Consider the following 13,622-nt stretch of genomic DNA (forward strand, 5'->3'; position numbering starts at 1 on the left):
ATTTTAATTTAAGGGAGATTAACTCATGTGGTCAAAGACTCAAGCAAATACTAAAAAAAGAAAAAAGAAAGTTTCTGGATTAACTCGTCTATACCATTGGGCACTTTTTATCTCAACTTGTTTACTAATCATTGCTTTGGCGTTTATATACGTCAATATAGACGGGGAAAACCATGGAAATTTTGAACCAGATGATTCGAAATCCCAGGCAGCATCCGATTTGACTCTATCCAGTTTTCTATTTCAACTTCTTAAGCCAGAAGATAGAGCAATTAGTTCTCCAAACCATAGTCTTAATCCCGAAGAGGGATCCACATTACAGAGTGAGCAGCTAACAAGAGATGAATTTCAACCTGCCATGAAAGATCTGTTCAAAGACAGGGAACTTTCACTAGTGAATGCTGAAGATAGATTTGAAAATACAATATCTTTAGATCAACTAAACACAGGGCACTCGACTTTTGGGAGAAAGATCATTTACATTTATCACTCCCATAGCAGAGAAGCATTTTTGCCTTATTTAAAAAAGACCGATCAACCAGAAAAAGCCTATCATTCCAAAGCCAATATTACGTTGGTTGGTGAGATGTTGGGAAAAGCCTTGGAACGGAGAGGCATAGGAACATTAGTCAATTCTACTGACATCGTTCAAGAATTGGAATCGAAAGGGCTAGACTATGGCAGTTCTTACGCTGTTTCGGGAGAACATATGAAGGCTGCCCAAAAAGAAAATAGGGAAATGGAAATTTTTCTGGATATACATCGGGATTCATTGCGTAAAGATTCCACCACTATCGAAATGAATAAAGAGGAATATGCGCAGCTGTTATTTGTAGTTGGAACAGGCCATAAAGACTTCGAAAAGAATCTGACATTCACGGAAGATTTGCATCAACAGCTTGAACTTGAATATCCCGGATTGTCAAAAGGAATACTTGAAAAAGACAGTGCTCAAGGGAACGGTGTCTATAACCAGAATTTGTCTCCCAACGCAGTCATTGTTGAAATTGGCGGAGTCGATAATACGGCAGAAGAACTTCAGCGGACAGTCGAAGTGTTGGCAGAGGTCTTAAGCGATTATTATTGGCATGGAGAAAAGTAAACAGCTAAAAATGGATTAAGTCTACCTTCAGGCGGCAATGGCCATTGTCCTAAACAATTCGATGAAAACAAAGCCGCGATGGAAGAAAAGCTGAATGAATATTTTCTTCAGGTAAAAGCAACGAAATAATAATTCGGAGGATTGATCGTTAGAATGAAAAGGGTATATTATAGCCTTTTTTTAGATAATATACAAAAAGAAAATAAAAAATATGGGGATATTAGGGAATATAAATAATATTTCCGTTAATTTACATTATCTTAACCTTTCTTAATGCTCTATTCACACCTGCCATATATTCATTGCTTACACTTGAGTTATCAAATACATAAGGAGTGGTTAAGTGAAAAGGATGATGGTTATTTTAGCAGCAAGCCTTGCGATGACGAGTTTTGCCGGATCTGGACTTGCAGCTGAACAGGGAGAAGCAGGTAAGGTGATATCGAAACAGGAACAACAAGAAATGGTGAACATCGCACATCGCGGAGCTTCTGGACATGCACCTGAAAATACGATGGAAGCTTTCCAAAAAGGCGTTGAAATGAAAGCAGACTATATCGAAATCGATGTCCAAATGACAAAAGATGGAGAGCTTGTCGTTATTCATGACACCACCGTAAATCGTACAACCAACGGAACCGGCAAAGTGGGCGATTTAACCTTAGCGGAAATTAGGCAGTTGGATGCCGGCAGCTGGTTCGGCGAAGCTTTTGTTGGCGAGCGGGTTCCTACTTTTGAGGAAGTGTTGGATGCGTTCCGCGGGAAAGTTGGTGTTTTAATCGAATTGAAGGCACCGGAACTTAATCCGGGAGTGGAAGAGAAGATTGCGGATGCATTAATCGAACGAAACATGAGTCTACCGAATAATAATAAAATCATCATCCAATCCTTCAACCACGAATCCATGAAAAAATCGAAAGCGCTGTTGCCGAATCTTTCTCATGGCGTTCTGACAGGAGGAAGTTGGGCAGATGTAACGGAAGAACAACTAGCCCAGTTTGCAACTTACGCTGATTATTTCAATCCAACGATGAACATTGTAACGGATGAGCTGGTCAGTGACGTCCATGAAGCGGGGATGGACATCTATCCATACACTTCACGTTCACAAGAACAAGCTTTACGGTTATTTGATTTAAACGTAGATGGCATCATTACCGATTATCCGGAACATGTTTATCATCATCCGGTAAAAAATTCATAATTCCATAGTATAAAAACAGGCCGAGGATTCTCATAAGAACCCTCGGCCTGTCTTATTTAGCTATAAATGATTAGAGTGAATAACCACACTCCAATAAAAAATCAATCAAGTATAATCGCCTTTCCTTGTTCACGCATTTCTTTTAAAGAGGTAAGCATGTGATTGATTTCCTCATCTGAATGCCTTTCCCAGGAAGCCAGTTCTGCGACGATTTTCAGCGGTGATTGGGATCTGTAGGAGCGGGTTGGCTTTCCGGGAAATCTTTTGTCGGTAAGGTTCGGGTCATTTTCAAAATCACCCGTTGGTTCTACAACATAGATTCTTTCTTTTAGATCGGATGCGGCCAGTTCAGCACCCCATTTTGCCGCTTCCAGCGATGCTGTGAAGTAGATATAATTGGATTTTTTGTCTTGGTAATTGGATAGATATTGGGCTTCCAATAGATCTCCGATGCTTAGTTGTGCTTTTGTTCCATGGAAGAAAGGGCCTGGATCCAAAACATCCTTCTTGTCATTCATACCGAAATCCCTCCTTTAGGCTAGTGTGGTTATATAAAAGTATAGGCTAGGAATTCCGGAAAGAGTAGTCTGTGAATTATTTTTAATTGGTAGTATAATTTAGTATAAGGAATGATATCGGATAAGCTTTTTTATTACATAAGTTAACTAACTAAAGCCCAATTTCTCGAATTTAGTTGCCGCTTAGGGCGGACAGAGGGTAATCAGAAACCATTGAGGAATTACTGTTGTGAGAAATCCAAATGTGCGACCATCATAGGAAAGAAGGGAGAAAATCATGATTAGAATTCACCTTGAAAGGGCTTTTAATGTCGACCCAGAACTGCTTTGGGAACTTGTGGTCGATCCGGATCATTATCGTTTTTGGACGGAAACTTTCTCTCCAGGCTCAGAGTTTAATGGGGAGTGGACTAAGGGCAGCACGATTCGTTTTGTGGCGGAAGATGAAGATGGGATGGAAAATGGCATGTTGTCAGAAATTGCAGAAAGCCAGTGGCCAGAGTTTATTTCGATCAAGCATGTGGGTTTGGTGATAGATGGCGCCGATGACTATGATTCCCCTTTGGCTCAGGAATGGTCAGGGGCCTTCGAGAATTATAGATTTATTCCGCAGGCAGATAACACATGTATTTTTGAAGTTGAGCAAGATTTGCCGGAGGAAGTAGCCGAAGAGTTTAAGGGCAGCTGGGAAAAAGCTTTTGACCGTATGGCGATTCGTCTTGAAACCAGTGGAGACGTAGGGAAGGTGATAACCCTCCGCGAAAAGTCGCGCAATCGTCCCGAGGTGATTTGGGAAAAGCTGGTCACGCCTGAGAAAGTAATGTCTTGGAATTATGCGAGCGATGATTGGCATTGTCCAAACGCTGAAAATAAATTAGCGATCGGGGGCGAATTTCACTACGAAATGGCTGCTAAAGATGGCAGTGAGTCTTTTGATTTTTGGGGTACTTATACGGAAATTGAACCTGCTGAAAAATTGTATTTTGTGTTGGGGGATGGGCGAAAAGTGCGTATCGATATCTTTGAGAAGCCTTATGGCTGCTTGATCGAAGAACGCTTTGAGGCAGAACAGCAAAACAATTTGCACCTTCAGCGCCAAGGGTGGCAAAGCATTCTGAAAAATTTGGCCCGCTAATGTAGAGTCCTTGCACCGCAAAAAAAAGACCCAAGCAGCTTATAAAATAGCCCTTGTAAAGTGAAAACTTTCAGGGGCTATTTTTTTGATTTGGCGCGCAAAAGCACTGACCCAGTTTAGCCGATTTCCCAGCGGGTAGATACTTATAGATGATATGTACTAAATCTACTTCAGAAGAGGTGTCCATAAATGAAAAATGAATTGACCATAAAAAACAAACTAGGACTCGGCACAGCGCCACTCGGCAATATGTTCAGGGCGGTACCGGAAGGCGAAGCGATGCAGACGATCCAGTCTGCATGGGAAGAAGGGATCCGCTATTTTGATACGGCGCCATTTTACGGAGCCGGCTTGGCTGAAATCCGGCTGGGTGAAGTATTGTCTTCCTATAAACGCGATGATTTCCTGTTGAGTTCGAAGGTCGGCCGGATTGTGCTGGATGAAGAGGAAGCAAAAGAGGGGCTGTTTGAGAATGGCCGCAAGAATAAAATCCAGACGGACTACACAGAAGATGGAACACTCCAATCGATCGAAGACAGCCTGAAACGCCTGAAAACGGACCGTTTGGATATGGTTTTTGTGCATGATATCTCGCCGGATTTTCTGGGAGATGAATGGGTCACAAAGTTCGACGAAGCACGGAAAGGTGCGTTCAAAGTGCTGGACCGCCTCAGAGATGAAGGGGTCATCAAAGCGTGGGGGCTTGGCGTGAACACCACCACGCCGATCGAAGTGGCGCTTGAACTGGAGGAGGCACATCCGGATCTGAGCTTGTCTGCGACACAATACACGCTGCTTCAACATGAACGTGCATTGGAGCGGATGATGCGGCTGGCGCAGGAAAAGGATGGCGGGCTCATCATTGGCTCAGCATTCAACTCGGGTGCATTGCTCGGCGGCGACTATTTTGATTACCAGGAAATCACACCGGAGATCAAGAAGAGAGTCAGTCGCTTCACAGACGTTGCACACAACCACGGCGTGAACTTGAAAGATGCCGCCCTGCAGTTTTCAACAGCACATCCTGCGGTAAAAGCGGTGGTGACGGGTTCGACGCGACCCGACCGCATCAAAGAAGATCTGCAGGCAATGAAGGCCACTATTCCCGCTGCTTTTTGGGAAGAGCTGGTGGAGACGGGGCTGGTTTCTTCTAAAGCGATTTTGCCAGGAAAATAAAGCGTTATTCTCATAGTGTAAAAAGAAGGTTCTGGTTAAATTGCCAGGACCTTTTTTTGCGTAGATTTCAACACTTATACTGACTTTTTTCTCCTCCGAAATGGCAACCGTTCGTAACGTATTTTGACACTTTCACGAACGGTTTTCTAAAGGTTTTAAAATGTTCAACTTCTTGTATATTGCAGAGGGGCATCGTTGACAATAAATTTGGGTGGTAATATAATTTAGTTATGAAAGCGTTTACATTTAAGGGGGGGATGGAACCGATTCCGCAAAAAAAAATGGAGGAAAACACTTCGAAGAATCACAGAAAACAGGAAGAAAAGTAAATTTTCAAAGCCTTTTATGGAATCGGTTCCATAAAAGGCTTTTGGCAGGGGGAAGGGTTTCTTAGATAAGCAAAGTTTTCTGAATATGTTGCAACGAAAGATTTTGCTTTTTAAAAAGGAGCATAGTTTAAAATGACATTACCAAGAGAAAAAAGTTACATCCGACTCGATCAGGTCAGCCAAGAAGATATAGACAACTTGATTTTAAGGGTTAATAGCTGTACCTGGCGGCAAACGTTTCATATCCAACCGGTTTCTGGGCTTCTCAATGATCCGAACGGTTTCTGTTTTTATAACGGTGAATATCATTTGTATTATCAATGGCATCCGTTAGGGCCTTTTCATGGCTTGAAGTATTGGTATCATACCAAATCTGCAGACCTCGTAAACTGGACGAATGTCGGAATTGCCATTAAACCGGACGAATATTTTGATAGCCATGGTGCATATTCGGGAAGTGCTGTTGAGTATAACGGAAACTTATATTTGTTATACACAGGCAATACACGGGACGAGAATCTCGTGCGGCACCCTTATCTATGCATAGCCATGATGGATGAAGAAGGAAATATTATAAAATCGAAAAAATCAGTTCTTGATAAAGTTCCTGCGGGATATACGGAGCATTTCCGCGATCCGAAATTATGGAAAGAGGAAGAAAAGTTTTATGCGGTAATAGGAGCACAAAGAACCGATAAAACAGGGTGTGTCTGTCTGTTAAGTTCATCTGATTTGTTGGAATGGAAGTTTGAAGGAGAACTGGCCACAAACTTGGATGACTTCGGTTTTATGTGGGAATGCCCGGATTATTTTGAAATGGAAAATCAGGGTATCCTGATTTTCTCACCGCAAGGACTGGAGCCCGTGGGGGATCTTTATCAAAATATCTATCAAGCGGGTTATGTGTTGGGTGAGAAGATCGATCTGCAACAAAAGGAATTGATTCACGGAATTTTTATCGAACTTGACCGTGGTTTTGACTTTTATGCCCCGCATACAATGAAGGATCCGAGTGGCAGGCGTCTTATGGTAGCCTGGATGGGTTTGCCTGAAATCGAGTACCCCACCGATATGAATGGATGGGCAAACTGCTTGACCATCCTTAGAGAATTATCGCTTCGTGATGGAAAAATTATTCAAAAACCTGTTCCGGAACTGGAGTCACTCCGTAAGAACAAAGTCGTAGCAGAAGATACAATTTGGGATGAAAAGAAAATGTATGATGGATTCTCAGGGACCACTTATGAGCTGGTTTGTGAGTTTGAACGAGGAGATGCCTTGGAATATGGCATAGAATTCCGAGCTGGTGAAGAAGAAAAAACAGTGATCAAATACGATGCAGTCCAGGGGAAAGTGATACTGGACCGCACTCTATCAGGCAAAGTGATTGGAAGCAAGTATGGAACAGAAAGAAAATGCCAGATTGTTGGAGATGTTCGCAAGTTTCATCTGTTCGTTGATTCTTCATCAGTAGAAATTTTTGTGAACGATGGAGAAGAAGTTTTTACCTCGCGGATTTTTCCCGATATAAGAAGCAAGGAAATCCGGTTTTATGCAACAGGCGGTTCTGTAACGTTTAAAGCAGTAAAGTGGGACTATTAATAGAGGAACGTTCGAAGAGGGAGATGTGCTGAATGGGAAATTTGTTTTCTATTGGCGAAATATTAATAGATTTTATCCCCCACCAAAAAGGACTCGCATTAAAAGATGTCGATTCTTTTACGCGAGCTCCTGGTGGTGCTCCTGCAAATGTAGCAGCTGCTGTTGCAAAGTTTGGCGGAACTGCTTCACTGATCACCAAATTAGGGGAAGATGCCTTTGGTGATTTTCTTCTGGAACAACTGATAAAGGCCGGCGTAAGGACCGATAAGATTGTAAGAACAAAGGAAGCGAATACCGGCCTTGCCTTTGTATCATTACGCGAGGATGGGGAACGCGATTTTTCATTTTACAGAAATCCTTCTGCAGATCTGCTTCTTGCTGAATCAGAAATAGATACCGACTGGTTCCATCAAGGGGATTTTTTGCACTTTTGTTCTGTGGATTTAGTCGAGAGTCCGATGAAACACGCGCATGTGAAAGCGATTGGAGCAGCCAAGGCGCGTGGTGGGATTATTAGTTTTGATCCAAATGTACGTCTGCCTCTGTGGGACGATCCGCAGGAATGCCGGAAGACCATACTGGAATTTATTCCGATGGCGCATATTGTCAAAATCTCCGATGATGAACTGGAGTTTATTACAGGGACAGCGGATGAACAAAAAGCAATTGCGTCTTTGTTCACAGGAGATGTAAAGGTAGTGGTGTTGACGAAAGCTGCAAAAGGCGCAGACCTTTACGTTCAGAACAAAAAATATTCATCCGCGGGATATTCTGTGAAAGTGGAGGACACGACGGGGGCGGGAGACGCGTTCGTCGGCGGTTTCCTGTATGGACTGTTGAATCTGAATACAGGACAAGACAATCTGGAAGCTATAGTAAGTGAGCATCATCAGGAAATACTGGCTTTTGCAAATGCCAGCGGAGCTCTGGTTACCACTGGAAAAGGAGCCATCCCTTCGCTTCCCACGAAAGATCAAGTCTTGCAATTAATAAAATAAAAAAACTTTTATTTTTAAAAAGAGAAAGAGCAGACTTAACAGAACCCCAAATGGGAGACGCTTAAAAAGTGTCCCAGTTTGGGGTTTATTTCATCACCAGTCTTAAAGCTTTCCTCAGTAATTACAAATCACTCTGCATTAAAAGGAGATATTTTAAGTTCATTCAGATAGTCTTTTAACGCAATGACCCCTTGCTCTGAATTTGCTAAAGCAACGTATCCATCAGGGCGAATCAGGTAAAGTGCATTTTGCTGGAATCCTGCACGTTCTATCGGGATTTCCCATGCAAACTCATGGACCTTAAGAGACTGTGATTGTGCAAAATCAATCAGATCTTTGCTCTCTTGTTTTATCTGCTTAAATGGTCTTTGAAAATCTGTTTGAAGTAAGGCTTGAAATCAATTTCAATTGTTTGTTGGCTGTCTTCATTTATGATCGTCAGAAGTATGCTTGCATGTTCTTTTGTATCTGCTGTAATTTCAAGCTTTTGGACTCTTTTTAAATCGATTAGTGAAACCAATCGGTTCAAATTGGATTTGATGACTTGAATTTTTACTTCTCCATATGAGGGAGAAAGTTTAATGATGAAGTCATCATCCCCATTAGAAAATCGATAGGTTGCTTCGTTGTAGTAAAACGGATAATCTTTCGAGTTGTCCAATACGCTGGGTTCACATGCAAATAAAGACAAAAAGTCTAGTTCCGTTGGAAATTCCGGCATTTCATCCACCCCTATAAACAGGATAATTTCATAACTGGCAGTAAGAAAAACAAACGGTGCTTCCCAACACAAGCAGCAGTCTTAATTTATCAATGTGAATGTAGCTTAATAAAAAGTAAGTTACATTCAAAATCTTGATTTCTTGTTGCTTTCAGTCAAAAGTTTTAGCTAAGCGAGAGGTTGGTTTGTTAAAAAAATCGAATGCGCAAAAATGCAAGCCGTTTTTAACGGACCATTTATTACAATGAATGGATGTACGAGTTTAGGTTTTTTTGTATCGCTATATAGTTGGTCGTAAACAAAATATAGGTGTTTTCCTTAGTGATGATAACTACTCGATCTGTTGTGCCATAGGGCATTCCAATTCTTATAGCCTGTTTTTCTTTTCCGCTATACGTGTCATCTGTGGTAACTGCTGAAATATCAGCTATTGGAATTGTTATCTTTGTCAATAACCATCTAATCACGATATCAGAATTTACTTTTTTTACAAATACCTCAAACAAAATATCCCGCCTTCCTAGTAATTAACTTATTTTAACATATTAAGATAAATTAAACCCTTGATGCACTAACTCAACCGGCATGCTTCTTACATACATAATAGGTTATATATGAGGGACTAAATGATAAAACCTTGTTTATCGTAGTCAGCTGCTCGTTTTGGCGATACAACAGCTCAGTCCATAAAAAAAGAACTGTAGATTGGTACCTACAGTTCTCAATGAATGTCCGAGGATCGTAAAGTTTGTACACAAACAGTTAAGGATCTCCAAGCTGTACAACAATACGGATGCTCATTTAAAAATGGCATCTGTTATTTTTTTAAAAATTTTCCCCGTTTAAAATCATTAATGAATCCACTGCACAATATCCTTCATGTCTTTTCTTGCTGCAGGTAATTTAGGTTCATCTGCCCGGTAGCCGAACGCAACCATAGCCGATATAGCTAAATGACCATCCTCCAGTAAGTTTTTTTCCTGAAGAAGTTTTTGTACCTTATCATAATGGAACCCTTCTATTGGACACGAGTCAATTCCCAGCAAAGCTGCGACAGTCATCATATTGGCGAAGGGAATATAGGTTGACTTTCCAGCCCAATCCAACATTGTACGCTCATTTACCAGGAGGTTTTGCTGATTTTCTTGGAATTCTTTATACGCATCTTTGATTTGATCATACATTTCAGCAGGGAGTCCCCCATTAAGCGATTGATTTTTCGCATATTCTGAGTCGTACTTCGTATCCTTGATTGTTCTTGCAAGAATGATAACGAAATGGCTTGCAGTGGGCAGTGTTCCTTGGGCGCCTGGAGAAATCTCTTTTAGCTCCTCTCTGAATTCCTGGTTTTGAATAATGAGGAATTTCCAAGGTTCATAGCCAATTGAACTTGGTGAAAGTCGGGCTGCTTCTAAGATTACATGAAAGTCTTCCTCTGAGATTTTTTTTGATGGATCAAAGGTTTTTATAGCACGTCTAAAATGGAACGCATCCAGAATTTCTTGTCTTTTTACTGCTTTTTGTGTCATGTCCAAAAACTTCCTTCTTAATTGTATTTAGGCAAGCAAGCCTTTCCTCGCATTTTCGTCAATAAGAAAAAAGTGAGATGATATTTTTCTTGTTTTTGAAGAGCTTGGCCTATGTATGCAGTTGTCAAACAGCAAAAACGTGAAAGATCACATCTCTCTCTTAGACAACAGATGTTGCACATTAGACACTATAGGAAAGTACATTTGTTATCAATCATCGTGTTCGCTGTTTTATCGCTCGAACAACAAACAAGCTAAATTGTTGTTTATTTATAGAAAAAGGAGCGATAAATATGGAAGCGATGAAAGTAGATCCATATATTATAGGAACTATATAAGTTGACTAAAGAAGCAACATTTATAGGCCTATTCGGCGGCTATTGAAGAGAAGAGAGCAATGCTACTCCGTAAGCTTTGTCGTAAAGGTGGACCAAACTCTTCTGGCGCACCTTGGTTCACACGATAAGCCGAGAAGAACACTCACCTTAGTTCCCAAACTCGTCCCGAGCTGCACCGGCGCCGGAGAACTCTCAGAGATATGGAGCAAAACAGCGAAGACTCCATCCCTATCCATAGCGTAGCTTTAAAAATCGTGCTCCTTCGTACTGCGCACTACGTCGCAAAGACATTTTCCTCGCAAGCTACGGCTAATGTCTTCGGAGCTGTTTTGCGGAATATCGACTGAAATAGATCATTAGCTCAACTTATATAAAGCTATTGTGAAAATAATATAAAGGAGCCTGCCCCTTTATCGTGGCTCCTTTTGGATTTACTGAAGCAGATCCTTAAAATGGTGCCGGTAATTAAGAGCAAAAGAAAGCAAGGCAATAAAATTTCATCCCAATTACTGTAACGGACCCAGTTAAAAAAACGTCTACTCGATTATCAAGGGAGATTAGCATGAAAAGCCCGTGTTTTTATTACCCGATCCTGGACATCTTATAAGATTCGAAATCGTAAATTTTTGGATATATCCGCGTTTGCATATCAGGATTTAACGGAAGTTGGAAACTTATTCTACACATTTGGACATACTGTAATCGAATGAAGGGAAACGGCGTAAGACTCTTTCCTTCATAACTTTTCGGAAAAGATTCCAAATTTACCCGTTAGAGGAGGATGTTGAATGAATGATATTCGAAGCAAATTTATGGAAATGAAGAGTCTTCATTCTTTTTTTATGCGCACACAGCAAGAAAATCTGGGGTTTTTGGCAGAAGGTATCCATCTTTTCTTTTGGTCTTATGACCTCCGGACAGGGGAATGGATTGTAACCGAAGGACTGAAAAAGCTCTTTGGTTATTCTCCCGACGAATTGTCCCACCCGGATTTCTTTAGAAAGTTCTTCTGCCATGGAAACAAAGTGCTTGTGGAAAAGGTGAAGCTTCACATAACGAGTCAAGCTTCTTTCACTTTTGAATACAAAGCGAATAAAAAAGACGGATCGATTATTTGGGTCAAAACGAAGGGGAGCCCGGTCTTTGATTCTCATCAGGAAGTCATCTGCTATAACGGGGTCACACAAGACATTACGGACATTGTCCAGAAAGAAGCCGAAATGGCGGAAGCAGCGGCCCAATACCAGACATTGTTGGAGCAGAGCGCACAAGCGGTTTATATCTTGCAGAACGGGACCTACCAATATGCCACCCAGCAGATGGAAGAGATCACCGGCTACAGTGTAGACGAATTGATTGGCATGGATTACGATCAGATTTTGGACCAAGAAAGCATCGATTTGGTCTTGAAAAAAATTGAAACCTTCTTGAGTGGGAAAGAAAAAGGGAGACTGGAACTTGCCATTGTCAAAAAAGACCAGACAAAGCGCACCGTTGAATTGCGTTCTTCTGTTATCGCCTACAAAGGAAAGCCAGCACTGATGGGAACACTGTTGGATATAACGGAGAAAAAGCAGGCATTGGAATTGGCGAACCGCCTGGCTTATTACGATGTGCTGACAGGTCTTCCAAACCAGACTCTTTTTTATGAAAAAATGAGTCCTTTTCTGAAATCGGCGAAAGAACAGGGAACGAAAGCGGCGTTGCTGTTCATAAACTTGGATCAATACAAGGTCATAACGGATTTGTTCGGCCGCCATGCAGGAGATGAAGTCATCAAAGAAGCCGGCAGTAAAATAGAAGAATTGGTGCCTGGCAACGGTTTTATCGCGAGGTACGGAGATAATGAGTTTGTGGCATTGCTGCCATACGAGGATATAGCCGGCATTAAGAGTTTGGCGCAAAAATTGATAAGAGACGTTCCGCTGGCACTTTCCAGTGAAGTAAAGGATGCGCCCACTATCGGAATCAGTCTTTTTCCGGAGCATACTGACAGTGCCGAGTCGCTGCTTCGCTTCGCTACTATTGCGATGTCCCAGTCTAGGCGGAATGAAAACCGGCAGCAAAACTTTACTATCTACAGCCCAAGTATGTTGGCAGATGCCCTGAGAACCCATAAACTGACGAATGCCTTGCAGCAGGAAGTCGAGTACAAGCAATACCAGTTGGTGTACCAGCCTAAGGTGTGGCTCGATTCAGGAGAACTCGAGGGTGTCGAGGCCCTTATTCGCTGGGAACACCCGGAATTTGGCCACATCTCCCCGAAAGAACTTATTCCCCTGGCAGAAAAAAGTGGCCACATTATTGGGATCGGCGACTGGGTATTGGAAAGGGCCATTCACGATATGCAAAAACTGGCATTGCCGATCATGTTAAATGTCAATATTTCCATGAGGCAATTGCTGCAAGATTCATTTGTCGGGAAAATAAAAGCCTTGATTGAAAGAACCGCTTTCCCGGCAGAACGCTTGAATTTGGAAATCACTGAAAGTGTGGTCACTTATGACATCGAGGGAACGATAGCGAAGTTGGAGCAACTGCAAGCGGTGGGAGTGAAAATTTCCCTGGATGACTTTGGAACCGGCTATTCTTCGCTGAGTTATTTGACAAGGCTGCCAATCAACTGTTTGAAAATAGACCGTTCCTTCGTGAATGGCATGGAAATGAATGAATCGAAGAAGACGCTGATCCGAGGAATTATACAAAGCGTCCATGATCTGAAGTTGGAAGTCCTCGCAGAAGGGATCGAGACGCAGGAACAAACGGAGTTGTTGAAAAGCTACAAATGTGAAAAGGGCCAAGGCTATTTCTTCAGTAAGCCCCTGTCTTTTTCTGAACTGTTAAAGTACATTCATTCCCAACGGTAATCTTTTCATCTGCAGCTGTAAATTTCGTTTTTTAGATAAACGCAATCATGGACTGTTCATGATTGCTTAACTTCCTGATGAGGGCGCAAAGCGATACTTTTAC

11 protein-coding genes are annotated in these 13,622 nt (G+C 41.8%); 7 read left to right on the plus strand and 4 right to left on the minus strand.

Annotation, left to right across the window (positions count from 1 at the left end; translation table 11 throughout):
• The first annotated feature begins 25 nt into the window (after positions 1-25).
• Both AC1MEO_RS02940 and AC1MEO_RS02945 read left to right on the plus strand, forming a co-directional pair.
• A complete protein-coding gene (locus tag AC1MEO_RS02940; protein ID WP_480334216.1) occupies positions 26-1,102 on the plus strand; it encodes a stage II sporulation protein P in 1,077 nt (358 codons plus the stop codon).
• A gap of 352 nt (positions 1,103-1,454) precedes the next feature.
• On the plus strand, positions 1,455-2,306 hold the full coding sequence (locus tag AC1MEO_RS02945; RefSeq protein ID WP_480336009.1) for a glycerophosphodiester phosphodiesterase: 852 nt from the start codon (positions 1,455-1,457) through the stop codon (positions 2,304-2,306).
• A gap of 101 nt (positions 2,307-2,407) precedes the next feature.
• Here AC1MEO_RS02945 and arr read toward each other — a convergent pair whose 3' ends face one another.
• Entirely contained in the window at positions 2,408-2,824 is a 417-nt protein-coding gene (gene arr / locus AC1MEO_RS02950) for an NAD(+)--rifampin ADP-ribosyltransferase (RefSeq protein WP_480334217.1), read from the minus strand.
• 277 nt (positions 2,825-3,101) lie between these two features.
• Between arr and AC1MEO_RS02955 the strand changes: the two genes are divergently transcribed.
• The 4 genes from AC1MEO_RS02955 (at position 3,102) to AC1MEO_RS02970 (ending at position 8,064) form a co-directional block, all read left to right on the plus strand.
• Positions 3,102-3,959, plus strand: a complete 858-nt coding sequence (locus tag AC1MEO_RS02955; protein WP_480334219.1) for an SRPBCC family protein — start codon at positions 3,102-3,104, stop codon at positions 3,957-3,959.
• Positions 3,960-4,148: 189 nt separating this feature from the next.
• Positions 4,149-5,135 carry an aldo/keto reductase gene (locus AC1MEO_RS02960; RefSeq protein ID WP_480334220.1) on the plus strand — a complete coding sequence of 329 codons (987 nt, stop codon included), beginning with the start codon at positions 4,149-4,151 and terminating at the stop codon, positions 5,133-5,135.
• A 461-nt stretch (positions 5,136-5,596) separates the two neighbouring features.
• Positions 5,597-7,066 (plus strand): glycoside hydrolase family 32 protein, encoded by a 1,470-nt coding sequence (locus tag AC1MEO_RS02965; RefSeq protein ID WP_480334221.1) that lies wholly within the window; start codon positions 5,597-5,599, stop codon positions 7,064-7,066.
• A 32-nt stretch (positions 7,067-7,098) separates the two neighbouring features.
• Entirely contained in the window at positions 7,099-8,064 is a 966-nt protein-coding gene (locus AC1MEO_RS02970) for a carbohydrate kinase family protein (RefSeq protein ID WP_480334222.1), read from the plus strand.
• Between the two features lie 349 nt (positions 8,065-8,413).
• Here the strand turns inward: AC1MEO_RS02970 and AC1MEO_RS02975 are convergent, their stop codons facing one another.
• From AC1MEO_RS02975 to AC1MEO_RS02985, 3 genes are all read right to left on the minus strand, one after another.
• The gene (locus AC1MEO_RS02975; protein ID WP_480334224.1) at positions 8,414-8,785 is read right to left on the minus strand and encodes a hypothetical protein; all 372 of its coding nucleotides are present in this window, start codon (positions 8,783-8,785) and stop codon (positions 8,414-8,416) included.
• 239 nt (positions 8,786-9,024) lie between these two features.
• Positions 9,025-9,291, minus strand: coding sequence for a SunI/YnzG family protein (locus AC1MEO_RS02980; protein ID WP_480334225.1), 267 nt, complete (start codon positions 9,289-9,291; stop codon positions 9,025-9,027).
• A 345-nt stretch (positions 9,292-9,636) separates the two neighbouring features.
• Positions 9,637-10,314: an NAD(P)H-dependent oxidoreductase gene (locus AC1MEO_RS02985; RefSeq protein ID WP_480334226.1), complete on the minus strand. Its 678-nt coding sequence runs from the start codon at positions 10,312-10,314 to the stop codon at positions 9,637-9,639.
• Positions 10,315-11,440: 1,126 nt separating this feature from the next.
• Here AC1MEO_RS02985 and AC1MEO_RS02990 point away from each other — a divergent pair.
• The gene (locus AC1MEO_RS02990) at positions 11,441-13,519 is read left to right on the plus strand and encodes a sensor domain-containing protein (RefSeq protein WP_480334227.1); all 2,079 of its coding nucleotides are present in this window, start codon (positions 11,441-11,443) and stop codon (positions 13,517-13,519) included.
• Positions 13,520-13,622: the final 103 nt, after the last annotated feature.

The sequence above is a fragment of the Planococcus sp. BI3 genome, assembly GCF_056680115.1.

Excerpts from the sequence above, each read along its gene's own strand:
- AC1MEO_RS02940 (WP_480334216.1), top strand. The coding sequence starts at position 26 with ATGTGGTCAAAGACTCAAGCAAATACTAAAAAAAGAAAAAAGAAAGTT.
- AC1MEO_RS02945 (WP_480336009.1), top strand. The coding sequence starts at position 1,455 with ATGATGGTTATTTTAGCAGCAAGCCTTGCGATGACGAGTTTTGCCGGA.
- arr (WP_480334217.1), bottom strand. The coding sequence starts at position 2,824 with ATGAATGACAAGAAGGATGTTTTGGATCCAGGCCCTTTCTTCCATGGA.
- AC1MEO_RS02955 (WP_480334219.1), top strand. The coding sequence starts at position 3,102 with ATGATTAGAATTCACCTTGAAAGGGCTTTTAATGTCGACCCAGAACTG.
- AC1MEO_RS02960 (WP_480334220.1), top strand. The coding sequence starts at position 4,149 with ATGAAAAATGAATTGACCATAAAAAACAAACTAGGACTCGGCACAGCG.
- AC1MEO_RS02965 (WP_480334221.1), top strand. The coding sequence starts at position 5,597 with ATGACATTACCAAGAGAAAAAAGTTACATCCGACTCGATCAGGTCAGC.
- AC1MEO_RS02970 (WP_480334222.1), top strand. The coding sequence starts at position 7,099 with ATGGGAAATTTGTTTTCTATTGGCGAAATATTAATAGATTTTATCCCC.
- AC1MEO_RS02975 (WP_480334224.1), bottom strand. The coding sequence starts at position 8,785 with ATGCCGGAATTTCCAACGGAACTAGACTTTTTGTCTTTATTTGCATGT.
- AC1MEO_RS02985 (WP_480334226.1), bottom strand. The coding sequence starts at position 10,314 with ATGACACAAAAAGCAGTAAAAAGACAAGAAATTCTGGATGCGTTCCAT.
- AC1MEO_RS02990 (WP_480334227.1), top strand. The coding sequence starts at position 11,441 with ATGAATGATATTCGAAGCAAATTTATGGAAATGAAGAGTCTTCATTCT.